This window comes from Streptomyces sp. NPDC002602 (assembly GCF_042889445.1).
Taxonomy (GTDB): domain Bacteria; phylum Actinomycetota; class Actinomycetes; order Streptomycetales; family Streptomycetaceae; genus Streptomyces.
Map to the genome: position 1 here is coordinate 345031 of NZ_JBIAQX010000001.1, position 19277 is coordinate 364307.

16 protein-coding genes and 2 pseudogenes are annotated in these 19277 nt (G+C 71.4%); 7 read left to right on the forward strand and 11 right to left on the reverse strand.

Features of this window, described 5'->3' with window-relative positions; translation table 11 throughout:
- The first annotated feature begins 47 nt into the window (after positions 1 to 47).
- Complete coding sequence (locus tag ACFYW3_RS01360; RefSeq protein WP_389385190.1) at positions 48 to 1355, forward strand: MFS transporter; 1308 nt, start codon at positions 48 to 50, stop codon at positions 1353 to 1355.
- Here the strand turns inward: ACFYW3_RS01360 and glgX are convergent.
- The gene (gene glgX, locus ACFYW3_RS01365) at positions 1340 to 3454 is read right to left on the reverse strand and encodes a glycogen debranching protein GlgX (protein WP_389385191.1); all 2115 of its coding nucleotides are present in this window, start codon (positions 3452 to 3454) and stop codon (positions 1340 to 1342) included. The genes ACFYW3_RS01360 and glgX overlap by 16 nt on opposite strands.
- A gap of 285 nt (positions 3455 to 3739) precedes the next feature.
- Between glgX and ACFYW3_RS01370 the strand changes: the two genes are divergently transcribed.
- The 3 genes and pseudogenes from ACFYW3_RS01370 (at position 3740) to ACFYW3_RS01380 (ending at position 6211) form a co-directional block, all read left to right on the forward strand.
- A complete protein-coding gene (locus tag ACFYW3_RS01370) occupies positions 3740 to 4999 on the forward strand; it encodes an SAV2148 family HEPN domain-containing protein (RefSeq protein WP_351373584.1) in 1260 nt (419 codons plus the stop codon).
- A 103-nt stretch (positions 5000 to 5102) separates the two neighbouring features.
- A pseudogene (locus ACFYW3_RS01375) lies at positions 5103 to 5411 on the forward strand (exonuclease domain-containing protein); the annotation flags it as partial.
- An 86-nt stretch (positions 5412 to 5497) separates the two neighbouring features.
- The gene (locus ACFYW3_RS01380; RefSeq protein WP_389385605.1) at positions 5498 to 6211 is read left to right on the forward strand and encodes a 3'-5' exonuclease; all 714 of its coding nucleotides are present in this window, start codon (positions 5498 to 5500) and stop codon (positions 6209 to 6211) included.
- A gap of 9 nt (positions 6212 to 6220) precedes the next feature.
- On the opposite strand, the gene ACFYW3_RS01385 is transcribed toward ACFYW3_RS01380, so the two are convergent.
- Positions 6221 to 7720: a S1 RNA-binding domain-containing protein gene (locus ACFYW3_RS01385; protein ID WP_389385192.1), complete on the reverse strand. Its 1500-nt coding sequence runs from the start codon at positions 7718 to 7720 to the stop codon at positions 6221 to 6223.
- 106 nt (positions 7721 to 7826) lie between these two features.
- The gene (locus tag ACFYW3_RS01390; RefSeq protein ID WP_351753245.1) at positions 7827 to 8681 is read right to left on the reverse strand and encodes an aminoglycoside phosphotransferase family protein; all 855 of its coding nucleotides are present in this window, start codon (positions 8679 to 8681) and stop codon (positions 7827 to 7829) included.
- A gap of 133 nt (positions 8682 to 8814) precedes the next feature.
- Between ACFYW3_RS01390 and mgt the strand changes: the two are divergent.
- Positions 8815 to 10076: pseudogene (gene mgt / locus ACFYW3_RS01395) on the forward strand (macrolide-inactivating glycosyltransferase).
- Positions 10073 to 10624 (forward strand): DUF1697 domain-containing protein, encoded by a 552-nt coding sequence (locus ACFYW3_RS01400; protein WP_389385193.1) that lies wholly within the window; start codon positions 10073 to 10075, stop codon positions 10622 to 10624. The pseudogene mgt and the gene ACFYW3_RS01400 overlap by 4 nt, the downstream one beginning before the upstream one ends.
- A 76-nt stretch (positions 10625 to 10700) precedes the next feature.
- Here ACFYW3_RS01400 and ACFYW3_RS01405 read toward each other — a convergent pair whose 3' ends face one another.
- Positions 10701 to 11549 carry an aldo/keto reductase gene (locus ACFYW3_RS01405; RefSeq protein ID WP_351753238.1) on the reverse strand — a complete coding sequence of 283 codons (849 nt, stop codon included), beginning with the start codon at positions 11547 to 11549 and terminating at the stop codon, positions 10701 to 10703.
- A 44-nt stretch (positions 11550 to 11593) separates the two neighbouring features.
- Between ACFYW3_RS01405 and ACFYW3_RS01410 the strand changes: the two genes are divergently transcribed.
- Positions 11594 to 12595 (forward strand): ketopantoate reductase family protein, encoded by a 1002-nt coding sequence (locus ACFYW3_RS01410; protein WP_389385194.1) that lies wholly within the window; start codon positions 11594 to 11596, stop codon positions 12593 to 12595.
- 18 nt (positions 12596 to 12613) lie between these two features.
- Here ACFYW3_RS01410 and ACFYW3_RS01415 read toward each other — a convergent pair whose 3' ends face one another.
- The 7 genes from ACFYW3_RS01415 to cysC form a co-directional block, all read right to left on the reverse strand.
- Positions 12614 to 13375, reverse strand: a complete 762-nt coding sequence (locus tag ACFYW3_RS01415; protein ID WP_389385195.1) for a sirohydrochlorin chelatase — start codon at positions 13373 to 13375, stop codon at positions 12614 to 12616.
- A 5-nt stretch (positions 13376 to 13380) separates the two neighbouring features.
- Positions 13381 to 14280 carry an ABC transporter permease gene (locus tag ACFYW3_RS01420; RefSeq protein WP_389385196.1) on the reverse strand — a complete coding sequence of 300 codons (900 nt, stop codon included), beginning with the start codon at positions 14278 to 14280 and terminating at the stop codon, positions 13381 to 13383.
- A complete protein-coding gene (locus ACFYW3_RS01425) occupies positions 14267 to 15058 on the reverse strand; it encodes an ABC transporter ATP-binding protein (RefSeq protein ID WP_351753228.1) in 792 nt (263 codons plus the stop codon). The genes ACFYW3_RS01420 and ACFYW3_RS01425 overlap by 14 nt, the downstream gene beginning before the upstream one ends.
- Positions 15059 to 15094: 36 nt before the next feature.
- On the reverse strand, positions 15095 to 16225 hold the full coding sequence (locus tag ACFYW3_RS01430) for an aliphatic sulfonate ABC transporter substrate-binding protein (RefSeq protein ID WP_389385197.1): 1131 nt from the start codon (positions 16223 to 16225) through the stop codon (positions 15095 to 15097).
- 201 nt (positions 16226 to 16426) lie between these two features.
- On the reverse strand, positions 16427 to 17776 hold the full coding sequence (locus ACFYW3_RS01435) for a sulfate adenylyltransferase subunit 1 (RefSeq protein ID WP_389385198.1): 1350 nt from the start codon (positions 17774 to 17776) through the stop codon (positions 16427 to 16429).
- 2 nt (positions 17777 to 17778) lie between these two features.
- Complete coding sequence (gene cysD, locus ACFYW3_RS01440) at positions 17779 to 18717, reverse strand: sulfate adenylyltransferase subunit CysD (protein ID WP_053684814.1); 939 nt, start codon at positions 18715 to 18717, stop codon at positions 17779 to 17781.
- A complete protein-coding gene (gene cysC, locus ACFYW3_RS01445; RefSeq protein WP_267796919.1) occupies positions 18714 to 19259 on the reverse strand; it encodes an adenylyl-sulfate kinase in 546 nt (181 codons plus the stop codon). The genes cysD and cysC overlap by 4 nt, the downstream gene beginning before the upstream one ends.
- Between the last annotated feature and the right edge of the window lie 18 nt (positions 19260 to 19277).

Sequence of the window (19277 nt, forward strand, 5' to 3'; positions counted from 1 at the left end):
CATGACCCAATGCATCCGGGTGACTGCACCGGGTTAACGTTCCTCGGGTGTTTGGAACCGTCGACACCTATCGCAAGGTCATCGCCCTGACCGGGCCCCTCCTGCCGCTCGTCTCCTTCCTTGCCCGACTTCCCGTCGCGATGTGCCAGTTCGGCAGCGTGCTGCTGATCGCGGAGACCACCGGCTCCCTCGCCACGGCCGGGATCGTCGGGTTCGCCCTCTCCGCCGGACAGGTGGCCTCCGCACCCGTCCTGGGCCGGCTCGCCGACCGCCGCGGGCAGCGCCCCGTCGTCCTGGGCGCCGTCGCCGTCAACGCGGTCGCCACCGGAGCCCTGGTCGCCGGAGCCCTCGCGCACCTCGACACGGTCCCGCTCGCCGCGATCGCGGTGGCCGCCGGCGCCTCCATCCCGCTGATCGGGCCCCTCGCCCGCAGCCGCTCCGTCGCCCTGGCCCGCCGCGCCGACGCCGACGAGAGCGTGGTGGGCGCCGTCCACTCGCTCGAAGGCACCCTGGACGAGGTGTCGTTCGTCATCGGACCGGCCCTCGTCGGCGCGGCCACGCTCGTCGCGCACCCGGCCGCCGCCCTCGCGGCCGCCGCCTGCCTCGTCGCCGTCTTCGGCAGTGTCTACGCGCTCCACCCGACGGCCTCCGCCACCGCCGGTTCGCCCGCCCCGGACCGCCCCGAGGGCGGCCGGCCCCGGCCGCCGGGCGTCGTGTACTCGGTACGGGCCTCCCTCGCCCTCCAGGGGGCGGTGTTCGGCGCCTGCCAGGCCGGGGTCGCGGCCCTGACCCTGCGCCTGGGCGTCCCGGGACAGGCCGGCATCGTCTACGCCTGCATGGGTGTGGTCAGCGCCGTCGTGGGCCTGGCCATGGGCGCGCTGCCGGCCCGCTTCGGGCTGCGGCTGCGCTGGAGGCTGGCCACCGCCGCGGGTCTGGCCTTCTCGGCGCCGCTGGTGTTCACCGACGGCCTGCTGCCGCTGTACGCGGTCGTCACCGTGCTCGGCGCCGCCTGCGCACCGCACCTGATCACCGCGTTCGCGCTCACCGAGCGGCACGTGGAGCCCGCCCGGCTCGCCGAGGCGATGGCCTTCGCCGCCGGCTCCCTCGTCGCCGGCCAGGCCCTCGCGCTGGGGATCGGCGGCCAACTCGCCGAGCGGTACGGGCCGGCGGGTCCCTTCGCGCTCGCCGTGGGCGCGGCCGCGCTGTGCCTGGTCCTGGCCCTGACCACCCGGGTACCCGCGGCCCGCCCGCACCCCGGGATCGCCATCCCCGCACAGGCCACGGCGCCCCGGATCGGGGCGGCCGGCGAGGAGCGGCCGACCGCCGCCGGGCGGAGCTCCTACGCCGGCCGCTGAAGCACCACCATGCACCGACCCGTCAACGCCACCCGGTCACCCGCCGCGAACTGCGGCCCGGTGCCGGGTGGCAGCACGTCCGACCGGGCCGTGTCCACGATCAGGCGCCACTGGGCCCCGTGCCCGGCCGGCACGGTGAACTCCTGCGCCTCCGCACCCGCGTTGAACATCAGCAGGAACGAATCGTCGGTGATCCGCTCGCCCCGGGTGCCCGGCTCGGAGATCGCCTCGCCGTTGAGGAACACCGTCAGCGCGCGGGCGTGCTGCGCCTGCCAGTCACGGGCCCGCATCTCCTCGCCCTGCGGGGTGAACCACGCGATGTCCGAGAGTTCGTCGTGGGTGCCCTCCACCGGCCGGCCGTGGAAGAACCGGCGCCGCCGGAACACCGGGTGGTCCCGGCGCAACCACACCATCTGCCGCGTGAACTCCAGCAATCCGGGCGCCGGTTTGCCCGGCTCCGGCCAGTCCACCCAGGACAGCGCGTTGTCCTGGCAGTAGGCGTTGTTGTTGCCGCCCTGGGTGCGGGCGAACTCGTCGCCGTGGCTCAGCATCGGCACGCCCTGCGACAGCATCAACGTGGCCGTGAAGTTGCGCATCTGACGCGCGCGCAGTTCCAGCACCTCGGGGTCCTCCGTGGGACCCTCCACCCCACAGTTCCAGGACCGGTTGTGGGTCTCCCCGTCCCGGTTGCCCTCCCGGTTCGCCTCGTTGTGCTTCTCGTTGTAGGAGACCAGGTCGTTCAGGGTGAAACCGTCGTGGCAGGTGGTGAAGTTGATGGAGGCCAGTGGGCGCCGCCCGTCGTCCTGGTAGAGGTCGGAGGAGCCCGTCAGCCGTCCCGCGAACTCCGCCAGCGTGCGCGGCTGACCGCGCCACATGTCCCGCACGGTGTCGCGGTACTTGCCGTTCCATTCCGTCCACAGGGGAGGGAAGTTGCCCACCTGGTAGCCGCCCTCGCCCAGGTCCCAGGGCTCGGCGATCAGCTTCACCTGGCTGACCACCGGGTCCTGTTGGACCAGGTCGAAGAACGACGACAGCCGGTCCACCTCGTGGAACTGCCGGGCCAGGGTGGCCGCGAGGTCGAAGCGGAAACCGTCGACGTGCATCTCCGTCACCCAGTAGCGCAACGAGTCCATGATCAGCTGGAGCACGTGGGGGGACCGCATCAGCAGGGAGTTCCCGGTGCCCGTGGTGTCCATGTAGTGCCGGGGGTCCTCCGCCAGCCGGTAGTACGAGGCGTTGTCCAGCCCCCGGAAGGACAGCGTCGGCCCCAGGTGGTTCCCCTCGGCCGTGTGGTTGTAGACCACGTCCAGGATCACCTCGATCCCGGCCTCGTGCAGGGCCCGTACCGCGGACTTGAACTCCAGCACCTGCTGGCCGCGGTCACCGGAGGCGTAACGGTTGTGCGGGGCGAAGAAGCCGATGGTGTTGTAGCCCCAGTAGTTGCTCAGCCCATCGTCCACCAGCCGGTGGTCGTTGACGTACTGGTGCACCGGCATCAGCTCCAGCGCGGTCACCCCGAGCTTGGTCAGGTGCCCGATGACCGCCGGGTGCGCGAGGGCGCCGTAGGTGCCGCGGAGCTCCTCGGGGAGGTCCGGGTGCCGCATCGTCAGACCCTTGACGTGCGCCTCGTACAGCACCGTGTGGTGGTACTCGTGGCGCGGCGGTCGGTCGTTGGCCCAGTCGAAGTACGGGTTCACCACGACCGAACTCATCGTGCGCGGGGCCGAGTCCAGGTCGTTGCGGGAGTCCGGCCGACCGAAGTGGTAGCCGTACACCTGTTCGCCCCAGTCGACGCTGCCGCTGATGGCCCGCGCGTACGGGTCGAGCAGCAGCTTCGCCGCGTTGCAGCGCAGGCCGTGCTCGGGTTCGTACGGGCCGTGGACCCGGAATCCGTAGCGCTGGCCCGGCATCACGCCGGGCAGGTAGGCGTGCCGGACGAAGGCGTCCGTCTCGCGCAGTTCGACGGCGGTCTCCGAGCCGTCGTCGTGCAGCAGGCACAGCTCGATCCGTCGGGCGGCCTCGGAGTAGACCGCGAAATTGGTGCCGGCGCCGTCGTACGTGGCACCCAGCGGATACGCCTGTCCCGGCCAGATCTGCATGGATGAAGACTCTTCCCTCGTTGTCGGTGGATGCCCCTGGTGATCCGGCGTACACCACGTCACTGCCAGATCTTCCCCGAAAGAGCGCCCCCAAGCGGGGACTTGGGATGCTCCTACCGGGTGACCCGGAGAGCTGATATGCGGGTCAGTGGACTGTGTGGGCATCGGATAATGGGTCAACGGGCAGCCGGTGTACGGGCCATCGGGCTGCATCCGGCCGCGCGCGCGGAGTACCCTTCCGTGATCACTGGAGACGGGCGTCCAGACGCAGAAGGCGGTGCACGGGTGAGCTCGGGAGGTCTGGAGCTGCCCCCTGGTGACAGCGGTCACGAGGGTGGCCCGGCGGACACCGCGGGGGGCGGGCCCGCGGGAGCGCCGGCCGGAGCGGTCTCGCTGGCCCCGCCGGAGACCGGAGGAACCCGGGCCGGAGCCGAACTGGACTGGAGCACGGAAGCCTGGAGCGAGGTCCGGACCCGCGCCCAGCGGGCGGGACGCGCGTACATCTGGTTGAACCTCATCGAACAGCGGCTGCGCTCGGTGGTCGGGGCGGTGCTGCGGCCGATCTACGAGCCGGCGCACGGCGGGGACGACTGGGTGGTCGCCGCCGCCGGGCCCGCCGGTCAGGAATGGGTGCAGCGGGCGGTGGCCGTGCGCGAGGTCAGCCGGCGCAAGGGCTACCTCCTGGACTCGGCCGACGACAACGTCCTGAGCTTCCTGACGCTGCCGCAGTTGCGGGAGCTGATGGTCCAGCACTGGCCCTGCTTCGAACCGTACTTCGACGACCGGCGCGAGATCGAACTGGCCCTCGACGAGCTGGAGGTCACCCGGAACGTCGTCTCCCGCAACCGGGCCCTGTCGCGGGCGGTGCTGGAGCAGGCCGAGCGGGCCTCGGCGCGACTGCTGGAGGTGCTCGGCGGCGGCTCGGGCTCCCCGTCGGCGGACCGGCTGCCCATCGACGCCGTCGAGGACCTGGTCGGCGACCGGTACGCGGACGTCATCTCGGTCCACCCGGACCGGGTGCGGCTCCAACGGCAACTGCCGGCGGAGGACCTGTTCGGCGGGGCGCGCCGGCTCGACGCCATCGGCATAGGCCTCAACCTGCTGGTCCAGAACTTCTCCGGGCGAAGACTCGTACGGCTCACCGAGGCGGGCTGCCGGGTCCGACTGCTCTTCCTGAACCCGGCCAGCAGCGCCGTCAAACGCCGCGAACGCGAACTGGGGCTGCGCAAGGGAGAGCTGAGCCGGTCGGTCGAGATGAACATCTTGCACGTGCGGCGGGTCCGGGCCGGCCTGCGGGACCCCTCCCGCTTCGACATCCACGTCTTCGACGAGACCCCGCGCTTCACCGCGTACCTGGTGGAGGGCGAGTCCTCGGGGATAGCCGTCGTCCAGTCGTACCTGCGCCGGGCCCGGGGCATGGAGGCGCCCGTGCTCGTGCTGCGCGGGGGCGGGCGGGGCGTGCCCAAGGACGCCGACCACGGGCTGTTCACGACATACCGGGAGGAATTCGAATCGGTGTGGGAGGACTCCCGGCCGGTGTCGTGACCCCGCGCGGCCGGACCGGAGCCGACCCGGCGACCGGGCTGTCAGTACCCCGTGGCAGGCTGAAAGTCGTTGACCGGAAGTTTGTACGGGGGAGGGGCGCGTCATGGCGGCGTGGCACGGGGGAACGTTGGTCGGGTTCGACCTGGAGACGACCGGCACGGAACCGGGGGAGTCCCGGATCGTGACGGCCGCGGTGGTCGAGGTGCGCGACGGCGAGGTGTGCGAGCGGCGCGGCTGGCTCGCGGACCCGGGCATACCGATCCCGGAGGGGGCCTCGGCCATCCACGGGATCAGCACCGAGCGGGCCGTCGCGGAGGGCCGCCCGGTGCGGGAGGTCGCGGACGAGGTGGCCGCCCTGCTGGTGGAGCACTGGCGGCGGGGCGCCGTGGTCGTCGCGTACAACGCGGCCTTTTGTCCCCGCACGCCAGGCGCGTCTCAGGTGTCTCATGGCGAAGCGCGGCGTCGGCCGGCAGCCCACGCCGGAATGGTGGCGGCGTGATGAGCTGGATCAGTGGGCCATTGGTGGCCTTCGACCTGGAGACCACGGGCACCGACGTCGAGACCGACCGCATCGTCACCGCGGCGGTCGTGCGGCTGGATCCGGACGGATCCGTCTCGGAAGAACGGACCTGGCTGCTCAATCCAGGGGTGGCGATACCAGAACAGGCGTCGGCGATCCATGGCATCTCGACGGCGCGTGCTCGCGAGCACGGGGTACCGGCTGCTTCCGCCATCGAGGAGATCGCGCAGGCCGTCGCCGAGGGGCTGACTCTTGGGATGCCTCTGGTGGTGATGAACGCACGCTACGACCTGTCGCTGCTGGACCGTGAGTGTCGGCGACACGAGGTCGAGTCGATCAGCGAGCGGCTGGGCAGCGTGCCTTCGCCCGTCATCGATCCGCTGGTGATCGACAAGCACGTCGACAAGTACCGGAAGGGCAAGCGGGCCCTCCACGCGTTGTGTGCTCACTACGGGGTGTCGCTCGATGACGCGCACGATGCGAGGGCGGACGCCGTGGCCGCCGCCCGCGTGGTGCGACGCATGGGTGAGAAGCACCAGCCCGTCGGCCTGATGCCACTGGCGGATCTGCATGACCTTCAGGTGCGTGCGGCGGCTGAACAGTCGGTCTCGTTGCAGGCCTATCTGCGGCGTACCGCGGATCCGACGACGGTTGTCGAGCCGGCCTGGCCGCTCATTCCCCGGAGGCGATGACCGCGCTGGTCAGCACTCTCCAGGCGGGAGAGCCTGCAGGTGGGAGAGGGTGATCCGACGTCGTGGAAGGTCGACGTCCAGAATCTTCACGGTGAGGCTGGCTCCGACCTGAACAACATCCTCGGGCCGGTCCACGTGCCCTTCGGTCAGCTCGGTGAGGTGCACCAAGCCTTCGAGGCCGCCCTCTCTGTCTTCGATACGGACGAAGGCGCCGAACGGTACGACTTTGGTCACGACGCCGTTCGTGATCTGGCCGACCCGCTGTATGAACTGCGGCATCGGGTCCTCTTGCAATGTCCTCAGGGACAGCGGAACACGCTCGTGCACCAGGTCGACGTCGAGGATCTCGGCCGTGATTTCCTGGCCGACGGCGACAATGTCGGAGGGGTGATCGAAACGGCGCCAGGACAGCTCGGGAATGTTGATCATCGCGGTGAAGCCGCCGATGTCCACGAAGGTCACACCGAAGCTGGCGATCTTCGTGACCGTGCCCGTGCAGATCTGCCCACGGTGGAGAGTCTTCAGAAAGGCCCAGTTCCGGTCGCTCGGCGTCGGCTCGGTCCTCCACCGCGCGCGCAAGACGCCATCGCTGTCGGGCAGGACCGCGGTGAACAGCGGGTGGCGTTCGTCGAGGGCCAAGGACAGGGCCGTAGCGGCACGGGCGCCTGCCACCTGGGCGGCCAGTTGCGGGTACTCGGACTCGTCGGCGATCGTGCTGGTGATCAGCCCGTTCTTGTCCTCCCAGACGACTTCTACCGAGCCGTCGTCGGGCAGTGCGGCGAGAACCGCATCGACGTCGGTGGACAGATCCGGCCAGACGGTCAACTGGGCGCGGGGCGTGAGCCGGGCTCGTACCGCATCGAGGGTGTCTTTGGTGAGGCGGTGCCAGCGGGAGGCGTTGTAGAGGTATCCCTCCTCCAATATCGCTGCCTGCCGCGCGGCGATGGACCAGCGTAGGCGGGCCCAGAAGTCCTCGTCGGCGGGCCGCTGCACGCCGGGCTCGTCGAAGTCCGCGTCGTAGGGCGAGGCCTCCAGCCGCTCCGGGAAGAGACCGAGAGCCCGGGTGCGGGCAAAGGCGCGCTCGCAGGGCTTGTCGCTGCTGACGTAGAGGTACTGGTCCCAACCGACCTGCACGACGAACCTGTCCTCCACCTCCAGACGGCACCAGGCACCGTTGTCGCGGAGCATGCCCCTGACCAGCTCCAGGCCGAGGGAGACGGGCACCTCCGCACCGTCGTGGAACCCGCTGAGGTCGGGCGGGAAGAGCCCGGCAAGGCCGTGGCCGTCGATCGTCGGCTCCAGACCGAAGTGGGCGAGGCCGGAGATCCCCGGCTCACGAATGGCCAGATGGTCGATTCCGGTGTCCTCTGCGAAGGCGGCAATCGCTTGCAGATATGCAGCCTCGACCGGTCCGTGGTCGCTGGTCGAGTCCTCAGCGCCGATATAGCTGCCGTGCTCGTCGCGGTCGGCAGGGTCGTACTTGGTGATCCGGTAGACGAAAGACGGCACGTTGCTCCCCCTGGTTGTTGACGATGCACGCTCAGCAGTCGATCTCGTGATCGGGAGCGTAGGGCGGGATGGGCCGGCGCGTCGCCGCCTGTCGAACTCCCGCGGCTCAGAAGGGATGCCAGCGCGTCTCGGTGTCGCCGTCCCGCAGCGAGGCCACCCGGCGGCGGAACTCCGCCAGCGCCTTCGGGTTGTCCGGCGCGTGTTGGGAGACCCAGGCGCAGCTCGCCGTCTCCCGGGCGCCGCGCAGGACCGCGCAGCCCTCCCACTCGCGCACGTCCCATCCGTACGCCGTCACGAACGCCTCGTACGAGGCGGCGGGCAGCCCGTAGCGGTCACGGGACAGGGCCATCACCACCAGGTCGTGCTCGCGCAGGTCGCTCGACACGGTCTCCAGGTCCACCAGCACCGGCCCGTCCGGCCCCACGTGGACGTTGCGGGGCAGGGCGTCGCCGTGGATCGGACCGAGGGGCAGGCGCGGGGTCAGCGCGGCGACCTCGCCGGCGTACGCGTCGCGGCGGGCCCTCAGGTACGCGGCGTCCGCCGGGTCGACGGCCTCGCCGGCGAACCGCAGCCAGCGTTCCACCCCGCCCAGCAGATCGCGCGCCGGCAGCGTGAACGGCGGCGCGGGCAACGCGTGGATCAGGCGCAGCAGCGCCGCGAGGTCCTCGGGTCCCGCCGGCCGGACCGCGGCGGGCAGCCGGTGCCACAGGGTCACGGGATGTCCGGCCACCAGCCTGGCCGACGGCTCGGCGGCGCGCACGGCGGGGACGCCGGCCCGCGCGAGCCAGCCCGCCACGGCCAACTCGCGTTCGGCCCGCTCCAACAGCGCCGCCTCGCGGCCCACCTTGGCCACCAGGTCGTCGCCCACCGCGAAGACGGCGTTCTCGCCGAAGGTCAGCAGCTCGGGCCGGCCGGTGAGGCCCGCCGCTGTGAGTACGTCCCTGGCCCGCGCCTCGTCCATGCCTGCTGTCCGCCGTCTCTCCGGATCGTGGTGAATCCGCCAAGTCTGTCATCCCGGTGCCCGGGGCCTCGACGCGCCGTCGCGGGCCGGAGCGCCGCCGGTCCACGGGTGTCGGGGCCGCCCGGGAAACGCGTTGCACGAGACGTATCGTCTCGTTATGGTCGGAGCATGACCCCAGTCAAGCCCGCGCACATCGCCATGTTCTCCATCGCCGCCCACGGACACGTGAACCCGAGCATCGAGGTGATCCGGGAACTCGTCGCCCGCGGCCACCGCGTCAGCTACGCCATTCCCGCCTCCTTCGCCGACAAGGTCGCGGCTACCGGCGCCACCCCCGTGATCTGGGAATCGACCCTCCCCACCGAGGACAACCCCGAGGCCTGGGGCACCGAACTCATCGACAACATCGAACCCTTCCTCGCCGACGCCATCCAGGCGCTGCCCCGACTCGCCGCCGCCTTCGAAGGCGACGAGCCCGACCTCGTCATCCACGACATCACCTCCTACCCGGCGATCGTCCTGGCCCGGCGCTGGGGCGTCCCCGACGTCTCCCTCTCCCCGAACCTGGTCGCCTGGACCGGCTACGAGGAAGAGGTCGCCGCACCCATGACCGCGCAACTGCGCGCCTCCGAGCGCGGCAGGGCCTACTACGCCCGCTTCCGCGCCTGGCTCGACGAGAACGGCATCGCCGAGGACTCCGACCACCTGATCGGCCGCCCCCGGCGCAGCATCGTGCTCATCCCCAAGGCGCTGCAACCGCACGCCGACCGGGTCGACGAGTCCGTGTACACCTTCGTCGGCGCCTGCCAGGGCGACCGGGCCGCCGACGAGGGCACCTGGAACCGCCCCGCCGAAGCCGCCGGGAAGAAGGTGCTCCTGGTCTCGCTCGGCTCCGCCTTCACGGACCGGCCCGACTTCTACCGGGCGTGCGTCGAGGCCTTCGGCGGCCTGCCCGACTGGCACGTCGTCCTCCAGATCGGCAGGAAGACCGACACCGCCGCACTCGGCGCCATCCCCGACAACATCGAGGTGCACCGCTGGGTACCCCAACTCGACGTCCTGCGCCAAGCCGACGCCTTCATCACCCACGCGGGCGCCGGCGGCAGCCAGGAGGGCATGGCCACCGCCACCCCGATGGTCGCGGTCCCGCAGGCCGTGGACCAGTTCGGCAACGCCGACATGCTCCAGGCGCTCGGCATCGCCCGTCACGTCCCGATGGAGCAGGCCGACGCCGCGACCCTGCGCGCGGCGGTCCTCGCACTCGTCGCCGACCCCGAGGTCGCCGCCCGCGCCGAGGCCGTCAGGGCCGGGATCGCCGCGGAGGGCGGCACACGACGGGCCGCCGACCTCATCGAGGCGGAACTGTCGGTGCCCCGCCCTATCGTTCGGGCATGACCTCTCGGAAGTACGCCGCACTGCTGCGCGGCATCAACGTCGGCGGGAACAAGAAGGTCCCCATGGCCGAACTGCGCCAGATCCTGGAGGACCTCGGCCACGACGACGTACGGACCTACCTGCAGAGCGGCAACGCCGTCTTCGGCAGCGCGGAACGGGACACCACGAAACTCGCCCGCGCGCTGGAGGCGGCCATCGAGGCCCACTTCGGCTTCAGGGTGCCCTGCCTGGTGGTCGACGGCGACCACCTGCGGGCCGTCGTCGACTCCTGCCCCTTCCCCGCCGCCGAGCTGGAGGGCAGGCAACTGCACGCCACCTTCTGCTCCGGGCAACCCGGCGAGGAGCGCTTCGCGGCCATCGACGCACCCGCCTTCCTCCCCGAGGAGTTCCGGGTCGGCGACCGGGTCGTCTACCTCCACACCCCGGACGGCCTCGGCCGATCGAAGCTGGCCGAGGTCCTGGCCAGACCCGCCGTCGTGAAGGGGCTCGACGTGACCACCCGGAACTGGAACACGGTCGTCAAGCTCGTCGAACTCACCCGGGACTGAGCCGGAGCGGACCGGCCGCACGGCCACCGGCCCCGCACCACGCCACGCACCACGCCACCACGCCCCGCACCACGCGCTACGCCACCAGGGCGTCCAGCAGCGCGAGTTCCCTCGGGGCGAGCCGGATCGTCGCCGCGGCCAGGTTCTCCGCGAGATGCGCGGGGGATCCGGTACCCGGCGTCGGGCACAGGTTCGGGGAGTGGTGCAACAGCCAGGCCAGGGCGATCTGACCCGGGCCCGCCCCGTGCCCGCCCGCGACCGCGGTGACCGCGGCCGCGCTCTCGCGGGTCAGGGCGCCGCCGCCCAGCGGGTAGTAGGGCAGGAAGGCGATCCCGTGCGCCTCGCACAACGCCAGCACGTCGGCCGAGGAACGGTCCAGCAGGTTGTACGGGTTCTGCACCGACGCGATCGGCATCAGCTCCACCGCCGACGCCAACTGCGCCGCCGTCACCGTGTCCAGGCCTACGTGCCGGATCTTGCCCTCGGCCTGCAACTGGGCCAGCAGACCGAGCTGTTCCACCGCGGGGAGGGCGGGATCCAGGCGGTGCAACTGGTACAGGTCGATCCGCTCCACCCGCAGCCGGCGCAGGCTCGCCTCGCACTGCTCCCGCAGCCGCTCCGGACGGCCCGACACGTGCCAGAGGTCCGGACCGGTGCGCACCACCCCGCCCTTGGTGGCGATCACCAGCCGCTCGTCGTACGGGTACAGGGCCTCGGCGATCAGCTCCTCCGCCAGGTCGGGCCCGTAGTTGTCGGCCGTGTCGATCAGGGTCACCCCGAGTTCCACCGCCGTGCGCAGCAGGGCCAGGGCCTCGGCCGGGTCCCCGCGCGAGCCCCAGTAGCCGGGGCCGACCAGACCACCCGTACCGAGCCCGAGGCGGCGCACGGGCAGGTCCCCACCGAGTCTGAACATCGTGTCCGTCATGGCCCGACGGTAACCCGGGACGCCGGATGTGCCAGGCTCTGCGGATGCGTTACATCATCATCGGCGCCGGGGCGATCGGCGCGACCATCGGCGGCCGGCTCGCACGGACGGGCCGGGAGGTCGTCCTGTCCGCACGCGGCGCGCACGCCGAGGCGCTGCGGGCCGACGGGCTGCGGCTCACGACCACCGACGGGACCGAGGTGCACCGGCTGCCCGTCGTCACCGGCCCGGCGGAACTCGGCGCGCTGCGCCCGGACGACGTGCTGCTGTTGTCCGTGAAGACGCAGGACGCCGTCGCGGCACTGGACGCGTGGGGCGACGCGGAGGTCACGGGCGGCGGCACGGCGGCGCAGCGACTGCCCGTGCTCTGTCTGCAGAACGGCGTGGAGAGCGAACGGCTGGCGCTGCGCCGCTTCGCCCGGGTGTACGGGGTGTGCGTCTGGCTGCCCGCGACCTTCCTGGAGCCGGGCGTGGTCTCCGCGCTGTGCGCGCCACTGACCGGGATCCTGCACCTGGGCCGGGCGGCCGGCGGCAGCGACGCACGGATCCGGGCCGTCGCCGCCGACCTGGAGGAGTCCGGGTTCGAGGCGCCCGTCGTCGAGGACGTGACGCGGTGGAAGTACGCGAAGCTGCTCGGCAACCTCGGCAACGCGATCCAGGCGACGACCGGCCCCGAACCGGACCCCGCGAAGGCGGCGTTGCTGCTCCGGGCGATCCGCGAGGCGAAGGCGGCCTTCGAGGCCGCCGGGATCGCGTACGCGTCCGAGGCCGAGCAGACGGCGGCGCGCGCGGGGAAGGTGGACCAGCCGCCCGGGGTGCGGGGCGGGTCGTCCTGGCAGAGCCTGGCGCGCGGCACGGGATCGGTCGAGGCGGACTACCTCAACGGGGAGATCTCCCTGCTGGGCCGGTTGCACGGCGTGGCCACCCCGGTGAACGACACCCTGCGGCACGCCGCGAACATCTTCGCCCGGGAGGGCCTCCCGCCCGGCGCCATGTCCGTCACGGACCTGACGGCCCTCGCCGACGAGGCGGCGGCCCGCGCCTGACGGGGTGGGACCGGCCGCTCAGGCCGACAGCGCCGACAGGCGGGCCGGGGCCAGGGCGGCCGCGTCGTAGCGGCGCAGCAGCAGCCGGGCCAACTCGGGGGCCGCGCCCAGGACCTCGGCGAGCACGTCCGCGCCCGCGGCCTCGGCGCCCGCCGCGATCCGGTCCGGGAGCCGGCCGGGGGCGATCACGTACGGGGCGACGGCCACCCGCCGCACGCCCTCGGCGCGCAGCGCCCGTACGGCGTCCTCCGTACGGGGCAGTGCCGCGGAGGCGAACGCGGGCCGCACGGCGCACCAACCGGTGTGCCGCCACTCCCGCGCGATTTCAGCGATCACCGCGATCGCCTCCGGGTCCGAGGAACCGGCGGACGCGAGCACCACACCGGTGCCGGCGCGATCCGCCGGGGTGAGGCCGGCTTCGAGGAGCCGGCGCTCCAGGGCCGCCGTCAGCAGGGGTGACGGCCCGAGGACGTCCGCGACCCGGACCGCGAGGCCCGGGAGGCGCACGCAGGCCTCCGACAACACGGCCGGGATGTCGGTCTTGGCGTGGAAGGCGCGGGTCAGCAGCAGCGGGAGGGCCACCACGTCCCGGACACCCGACGCGTACAGGGAGGACAGCACCTGGTCCACCCGGGGGGCGTTGAAGTCCAGGTACGCCGTCTCCACCCGCAGTCCGGGCCGCAGCGCCCGCGCACGCCGGGTGAGGGCGTGCACGGTCGCCGCGTGCCGCGGGTCACGGCTGCCGTGGGCGATGACGAGGAGGGCGGGGGCGGTGTGCACGGGACTCAGCTCTTGACCAGCAGGCCGCGGCTGCGCAGTACGTACCGCTCGACGGGGCTGAAGATCAGCAGGTCGATCGCGATGCCGACGACCAGGATCAGGATGATCGCGAGGAACACGCCCGGCAGGTCGATGTTGTTGCGGCCGTTCTCCAACAGTTGGCCGAGTCCGAGGCCCAGATCGGGCGAGCTGGCGATGATCTCGGCGGCCATCAGGGAGCGCCAGGAGAAGGCCCAGCCCTGCTTGAGGCCGGCCAGGTAGCCGGGCAGCGCGGCCGGCATGACGATGTGTCGGGCCCCGCGCAGACCGGTGGCCCCGAGGGTGCGGCCGGCCCGCAGGTACAGCGGCGGGACCTGGTCGATGCCGGACACCAGTCCGTTGGCGATCGAGGGCACCGCGCCGAGCAGGATCACGGTGTACATCATGGCGTCGTTGAGGCCGAACCAGAGGACGGCCGGGGGCACCCAGGCGACCGACGGCAGGGACTGGAGACCCTGGAGGATCGGGCCTATCGCGGCGCGCACGAACTTCACCCGGGCGACCAGCAGGCCGAGCGGGGTGCCGATGGCCAGGGCCAGCAGGAAGCCCAGCAGACCGCGCGAGACGCTGGTCCAGACGACCTCCAGCAGCGTGCCCTGGAGCCACATGGCGGACAGGCTGTCCCACACCGCGGACAGGGACGGGAGCTTCGTCTCGTCGGTGATCTTCGTCGCGACGAGGACCTGCCAGACGACGAGGACCAGACCGACGGCGACGACCGGCGGCAGGACCTTCTTGACGAGGACCTGGCCGATCGGGGTGCGGTGGGTCTGGACCGCGTCGAGGGCGTCCAGGCCGGCCTCCAGGCCCGCCAGATCGTCCGCGCCCCTGGCCGTGCCCTTGAGCTTGGTGTCAGTGCTGGCCATGGCGGCGGATCTCCCCACGCAGGTGTTCAGTGATCTCGACGGACAGCTCCGCGACGTCCGCGTCCTCGATGCGGCGCGGCTGCGGGATGTCCACGGTCCATTCCTTCGCGATCCGTCCGGGACGCGAGGAGAGCAGGACCACGCGCTGGGCGAGGCGGACGGCCTCGCGCACGTTGTGCGTGACGAACAGGACGGAGACGTCGGTCTCCTCCCAGATCCGGGTGAGTTCGCCGTGCAGCACGTCCCGGGTGATGGCGTCCAGGGCCGCGAACGGCTCGTCCATCAGCAGCAGTTCACTGTCCTGCGCCAGGGCCCGGGCGAGCGCCACGCGCTGGCGCATGCCGCCCGACAACTCGTGGACCCGCTTGCCGTACGCGCCGCCGAGCCGCACCAGCTCCAGCAGTCGCTCGGCCTCCGGGCGGCGCTCCGCCTTCGCCACCCCGCGCAGACGCAGGGCGAGCTCGATGTTCTTGCCCGCCGTCAACCACGGGAAGAGGGCGTGCTCCTGGAACATCAGGGCCGGGCGGCCGGAGGTCTCGATGGTGCCCACGCTGGGCTTGTCGAGACCGGCGACGAGGTTGAGCAGGGTGGACTTGCCACACCCCGACGCCCCCAGGATGGTGACGAACTCGCCGGGAGCGACATCGAGACTGATGTCGTCCAGGACGAGCTGCGATCCGGCCGGGCCGGGGAAGGACTTCGAAACGTGCTCGATGCGGGCGGCGTGCCCGTGCTCGGCCGCGGTGCCCTCGGCAGCCTTGGCAAGTGTGGTGGCCATGGTCGTCACCTCCTGGGGATTCTCTGCTGACCGGGGTTACTTGGCGCCGAGGCCGGCGTCGGAGACCTCGGGCTTGCCGGCGGCCTTGAGGACCTTGTTGAGGATCTTGAGGTCGTAGATGCCGGTGAGGTCGGGTTCCTGGATGAGCTTGGCCTTGACGGCCCAGTCGGATTCGGTCTTGAGGGTGCTCGCGAGGGGGTCGTCGGTGACGAGGATGCTCGGCCAGGCGGGGTCGATGACCTTGGGGTCGAGTGCCTTGCCGCCGAGGGTCTTGAGGGCGGCGTTGGCGGAGGCCTTGGCCTTGTCGGGGTTGGCGTTGATCCAGTCGTTGGTCTTGACGGTGCCGGTCAGGACGGCTTCGACGACGTCGGGGTGCTCCTTGAGGAACTTCTGGGAGACGATGACGTTGGTGATGACGAACTTCTTGTCGGGCCAGAGGTCGGTTTCGTCGAGGAGGACCTTGGCGCCTTCGGAGACGAGTTTGGAGGCGGTGGGTTCGGGGACCCAGGCGCCGTCGATGGAGCCTTGTTTGTAGGCGTCGGGGGTGACCTTGTTGTCGGTGCGGACGACGGAGACGTCGCCCTTGCCGGATTCGGGGTCGACGTTCCAGCCCTTGGTGCCGATCCAGTTGAGGAAGGCGACGTCCTGGGTGTTGCCCTTTTGGGGGGTGGCGATCTTCTTGCCCTTGATGTCGTCGAGGGTTTTGATCTTGTCGGGGTTGACGACGAGCTTGACGCCGCCGGAGGCGGAGCCGGAGATGATGCGCAGGTTGGTGCTCTTGGACTTGACGTAGCCGTTGATGGAGGGGGAGGGGCCGATGAAGCCGATGTCGAGGGAGCCGCCGTTGAGGGCCTCGATCTCGGAGGGGCCGGCGTTGAAGGTCTGCGGCTTGATGGTGGTGGCGCCGAGTTCCTTGGCGATGAGGCCTTCCTGGATCCCGACCAGGGCGGTGGCGTGGGTGAGGTTGGGGAAGTAGCCGATGCGGACCTCGGGGGCGGAGAGCTTCTTGCCCTCGGCGCCGGCGGGTGCGGGCTTGTCGGCGGACTTGTCCTTCTCGGCGTCCGAGCCGTAACCGCAAGAGGCGAGCGCGCCGATCAGCAGCGGCAGGGCGGCGGCGACGACAACGCCGCGGCGCGGGGTCTTACGGGCGGTACCGGTGGCAGGCACGGGAGAGGTTCCTCTCAAGGCGTCGATTCACGACGCACGTCTTCGTCTACGGAGCGGGGGCGACTCGTGGGGGGTGAGGGCGCGCGAGCGGTGCGCGTACGTCATCACGCACATCGCGCCACGCCTCCCTGGCCACTGCCGAGGGAGCCGCTGCCGACGCGGCCGCCCTCCTTCGCGAAGGTCGCGTAGATGTCGGGCACGTCAGAAATCCCACCCTTCCTCATCCGCCTGCACGGTGGTCTGCGCCTGGGAGGCGAAGGACTCGCCCGCCATGCCCGCGGCCAGAGTGGTTCCGTCGGCCGGGTCGATCAGCAGGAAGGACCCGGTACGGCGCGAGGCCGCGTACGCGTCGAGCGCCAGCGGCTCGGCGGTGCGCACGACAACCCGGCCGATGTCGTTCGCGACGAGCTGCCCCGGGTTCGGGTGCTGGGACAGGTCGTCCAGGGTGAGCCGCGAGGGGATCTCCTTGACGATCGCCTTCACCGTGCGCGTCGTGTGCTTGAGCAGCACCCGGGCGCCCACGGCCAGCGGCTGGTCGGCCACGTGGCAGACCGTCGCCTCGACGTCCTGGGTGGTGGCCGGTGCGCTCGCGGACGGCGCGATCAGGTCGCCGCGCGAGATGTCGATGTCGTCCCGCAGCCGCAGCGTCACCGACTGCGGCGCCCAGGCGATGTCCACGTTCTCGCCGAGCGCGTCGATCCCCTCGATCACCGAGGTGCGGCCCGACGGCAGGACCGTGACGGGCTCGCCGACACGCAGCACGCCGGAGGCGATCTGACCCGCGTAGCCGCGGTAGTCGGGGTGCTCCGCCGACTGGGGGCGGATCACGTACTGCACGGGGAACCGGGCCGGGCAGGCGGTCAGGTCGTGGCTGACCGGGACGGTCTCCAGGTGCTCCAGCACGGTCGGGCCGCCGTACCAGTCCATGTTCGCGGAGGGCTCCACCACGTTGTCGCCGGCCAGCGCCGAGATCGGGATGGCGGTGATCTCCGGGACGCCCAGGTCGGAGGCGTACGCCGTGAACTCCTCGGCGATCTTCGCGAAGGCCTTCTCCTCGTAGCCCACCAGGTCCATCTTGTTGACGGCCAGGACCACGTGCGGGACCCGCAGCAGGGCCGCGACGGCCGCGTGCCGCCGGGTCTGCTCGATCACGCCGTTGCGGGCGTCGACCAGGACGACCGCGAGGTCGGCGGTGGACGCACCCGTGACCATGTTCCGGGTGTACTGCACGTGCCCGGGGGTGTCCGCGAGGATGAACCGGCGCCGGGTCGTCGCGAAGTAGCGGTACGCCACGTCGATCGTGATGCCCTGCTCCCGCTCGGCCCGCAGGCCGTCGGTCAGCAGCGCGAGGTCGGGGGTGTCCTGGCCGCGCTGGGCGGAGACGGCCTCGACGGCCTCCAACTGGTCGGTCAGGATCGACTTGGAGTCGTGCAACAGCCGCCCGACCAGGGTGGACTTGCCGTCGTCGACGGAACCGGCGGTCGCGAAGCGCAGCAGCGTCGTCACTGAAGGGTCGACGAAGCCGGCGAACTGCTCGGTGGTGGAGGTCATGTCTAGAAGTACCCTTCGCGCTTGCGGTCTTCCATCGCGGCCTCGGACATCTTGTCGTCGGCGCGGGTCGCGCCCCGCTCGGTGAGCCGGGAGGCGGCGATCTCGGTGATCACGGCGTCCAGCGTGGTGGCGTCGGAGTCGACGGCACCCGTGCAGGACATGTCACCGACGGTCCGGTAGCGGATGAGACGCGTCTCGGTGGACTCGTCCCGCTTCGGACCGCCCCATTCGCCGGCCGTCAACCACATGCCGTTGCGACGGAACACCTCGCGCTCGTGGGCGAAGTAGATCTCCGGCAGTTCGATGCCCTCGCGGGCGATGTACTGCCACACGTCCAGCTCGGTCCAGTTGGAGAGCGGGAAGACGCGCACGTGCTCGCCGGGGGCGTGGCGGCCGTTGTAGAGCTGCCACAGCTCGGGGCGCTGGCGGCGCGGGTCCCACTGGGAGAACTCGTCGCGCAGGGAGAACACCCGCTCCTTGGCGCGCGCCTTCTCCTCGTCACGGCGGCCACCGCCGAAGACCGCGTCGAACCTCAGCCGCTGGATCGCCTCCGTGAGGGGGACGGTCTGCAGCGGGTTGCGGACGCCGTCCGGGCGCTCGCGGAGCTTGCCCGCGTCGATGTACTCCTGGACGGAGGCCACGTGCAGGCGCAGGTTGTGCTTCTCCACGGCCCGGTCGCGGTACGCGAGGACCTCGGGGAAGTTGTGGCCGGTGTCCACGTGCAGCAGCGTGAAGGGGACCGGCGCCGGGGCGAAGGCCTTCAGCGCCAGGTGCAGCATGACGATGGAGTCCTTGCCGCCGGAGAACAGCACCACCGGCTTCTCGAACTCGCCCGCCACCTCGCGGAAGATGTGCACGGCCTCCGATTCGAGGGCGTCGAGGTGCGACAGCGCGTAGGGCGCGTCCGTCCCTTCGTGGACGTGTGCGACGGTGGCCGTCATGCCAGACCCCTCTCGGTGAGCAGCGCGTGCAGGGCCGAGGCCGACTCGTGCACGGACTGCGTGTGCGACTCGATGCGGAGGTCCGGGGACTCCGGGGCCTCGTACGGGTCGTCGACGCCGGTCAGACCGGATATCTCGCCCGCCGCCTGCTTGGCGTACAGGCCCTTCACGTCGCGCTCGGAGCAGACCTCGACCGGGGTGGCCACATGGACCTCCAGGTACGTGGTGCCCTCGGCGGCGTGCCGCTTGCGAACGGCCTCCCGGCTGTCCGCGAACGGCGCGATCACCGGCACGAGCGCCTTGACGCCGTTGCTCGCGAGGAGTTCGGCGACGAACCCGATGCGCTGCACGTTGGTGTGCCGGTCCTCGCGGCCGAAGCCGAGGCCGGCGGAGAGGAACTCGCGGATCTCGTCACCGTCGAGCACCTCCACCCGGTGGCCGTCGGCGCGCAGCCGCTCGGCCAGCGCGAGGGCGATCGTGGTCTTGCCCGCGCTCGGCAGCCCGGTCAGCCACACGGTGGCGCCCTGGTCGCTCACGCTCATCGTTCTCGTCTCCGTCGG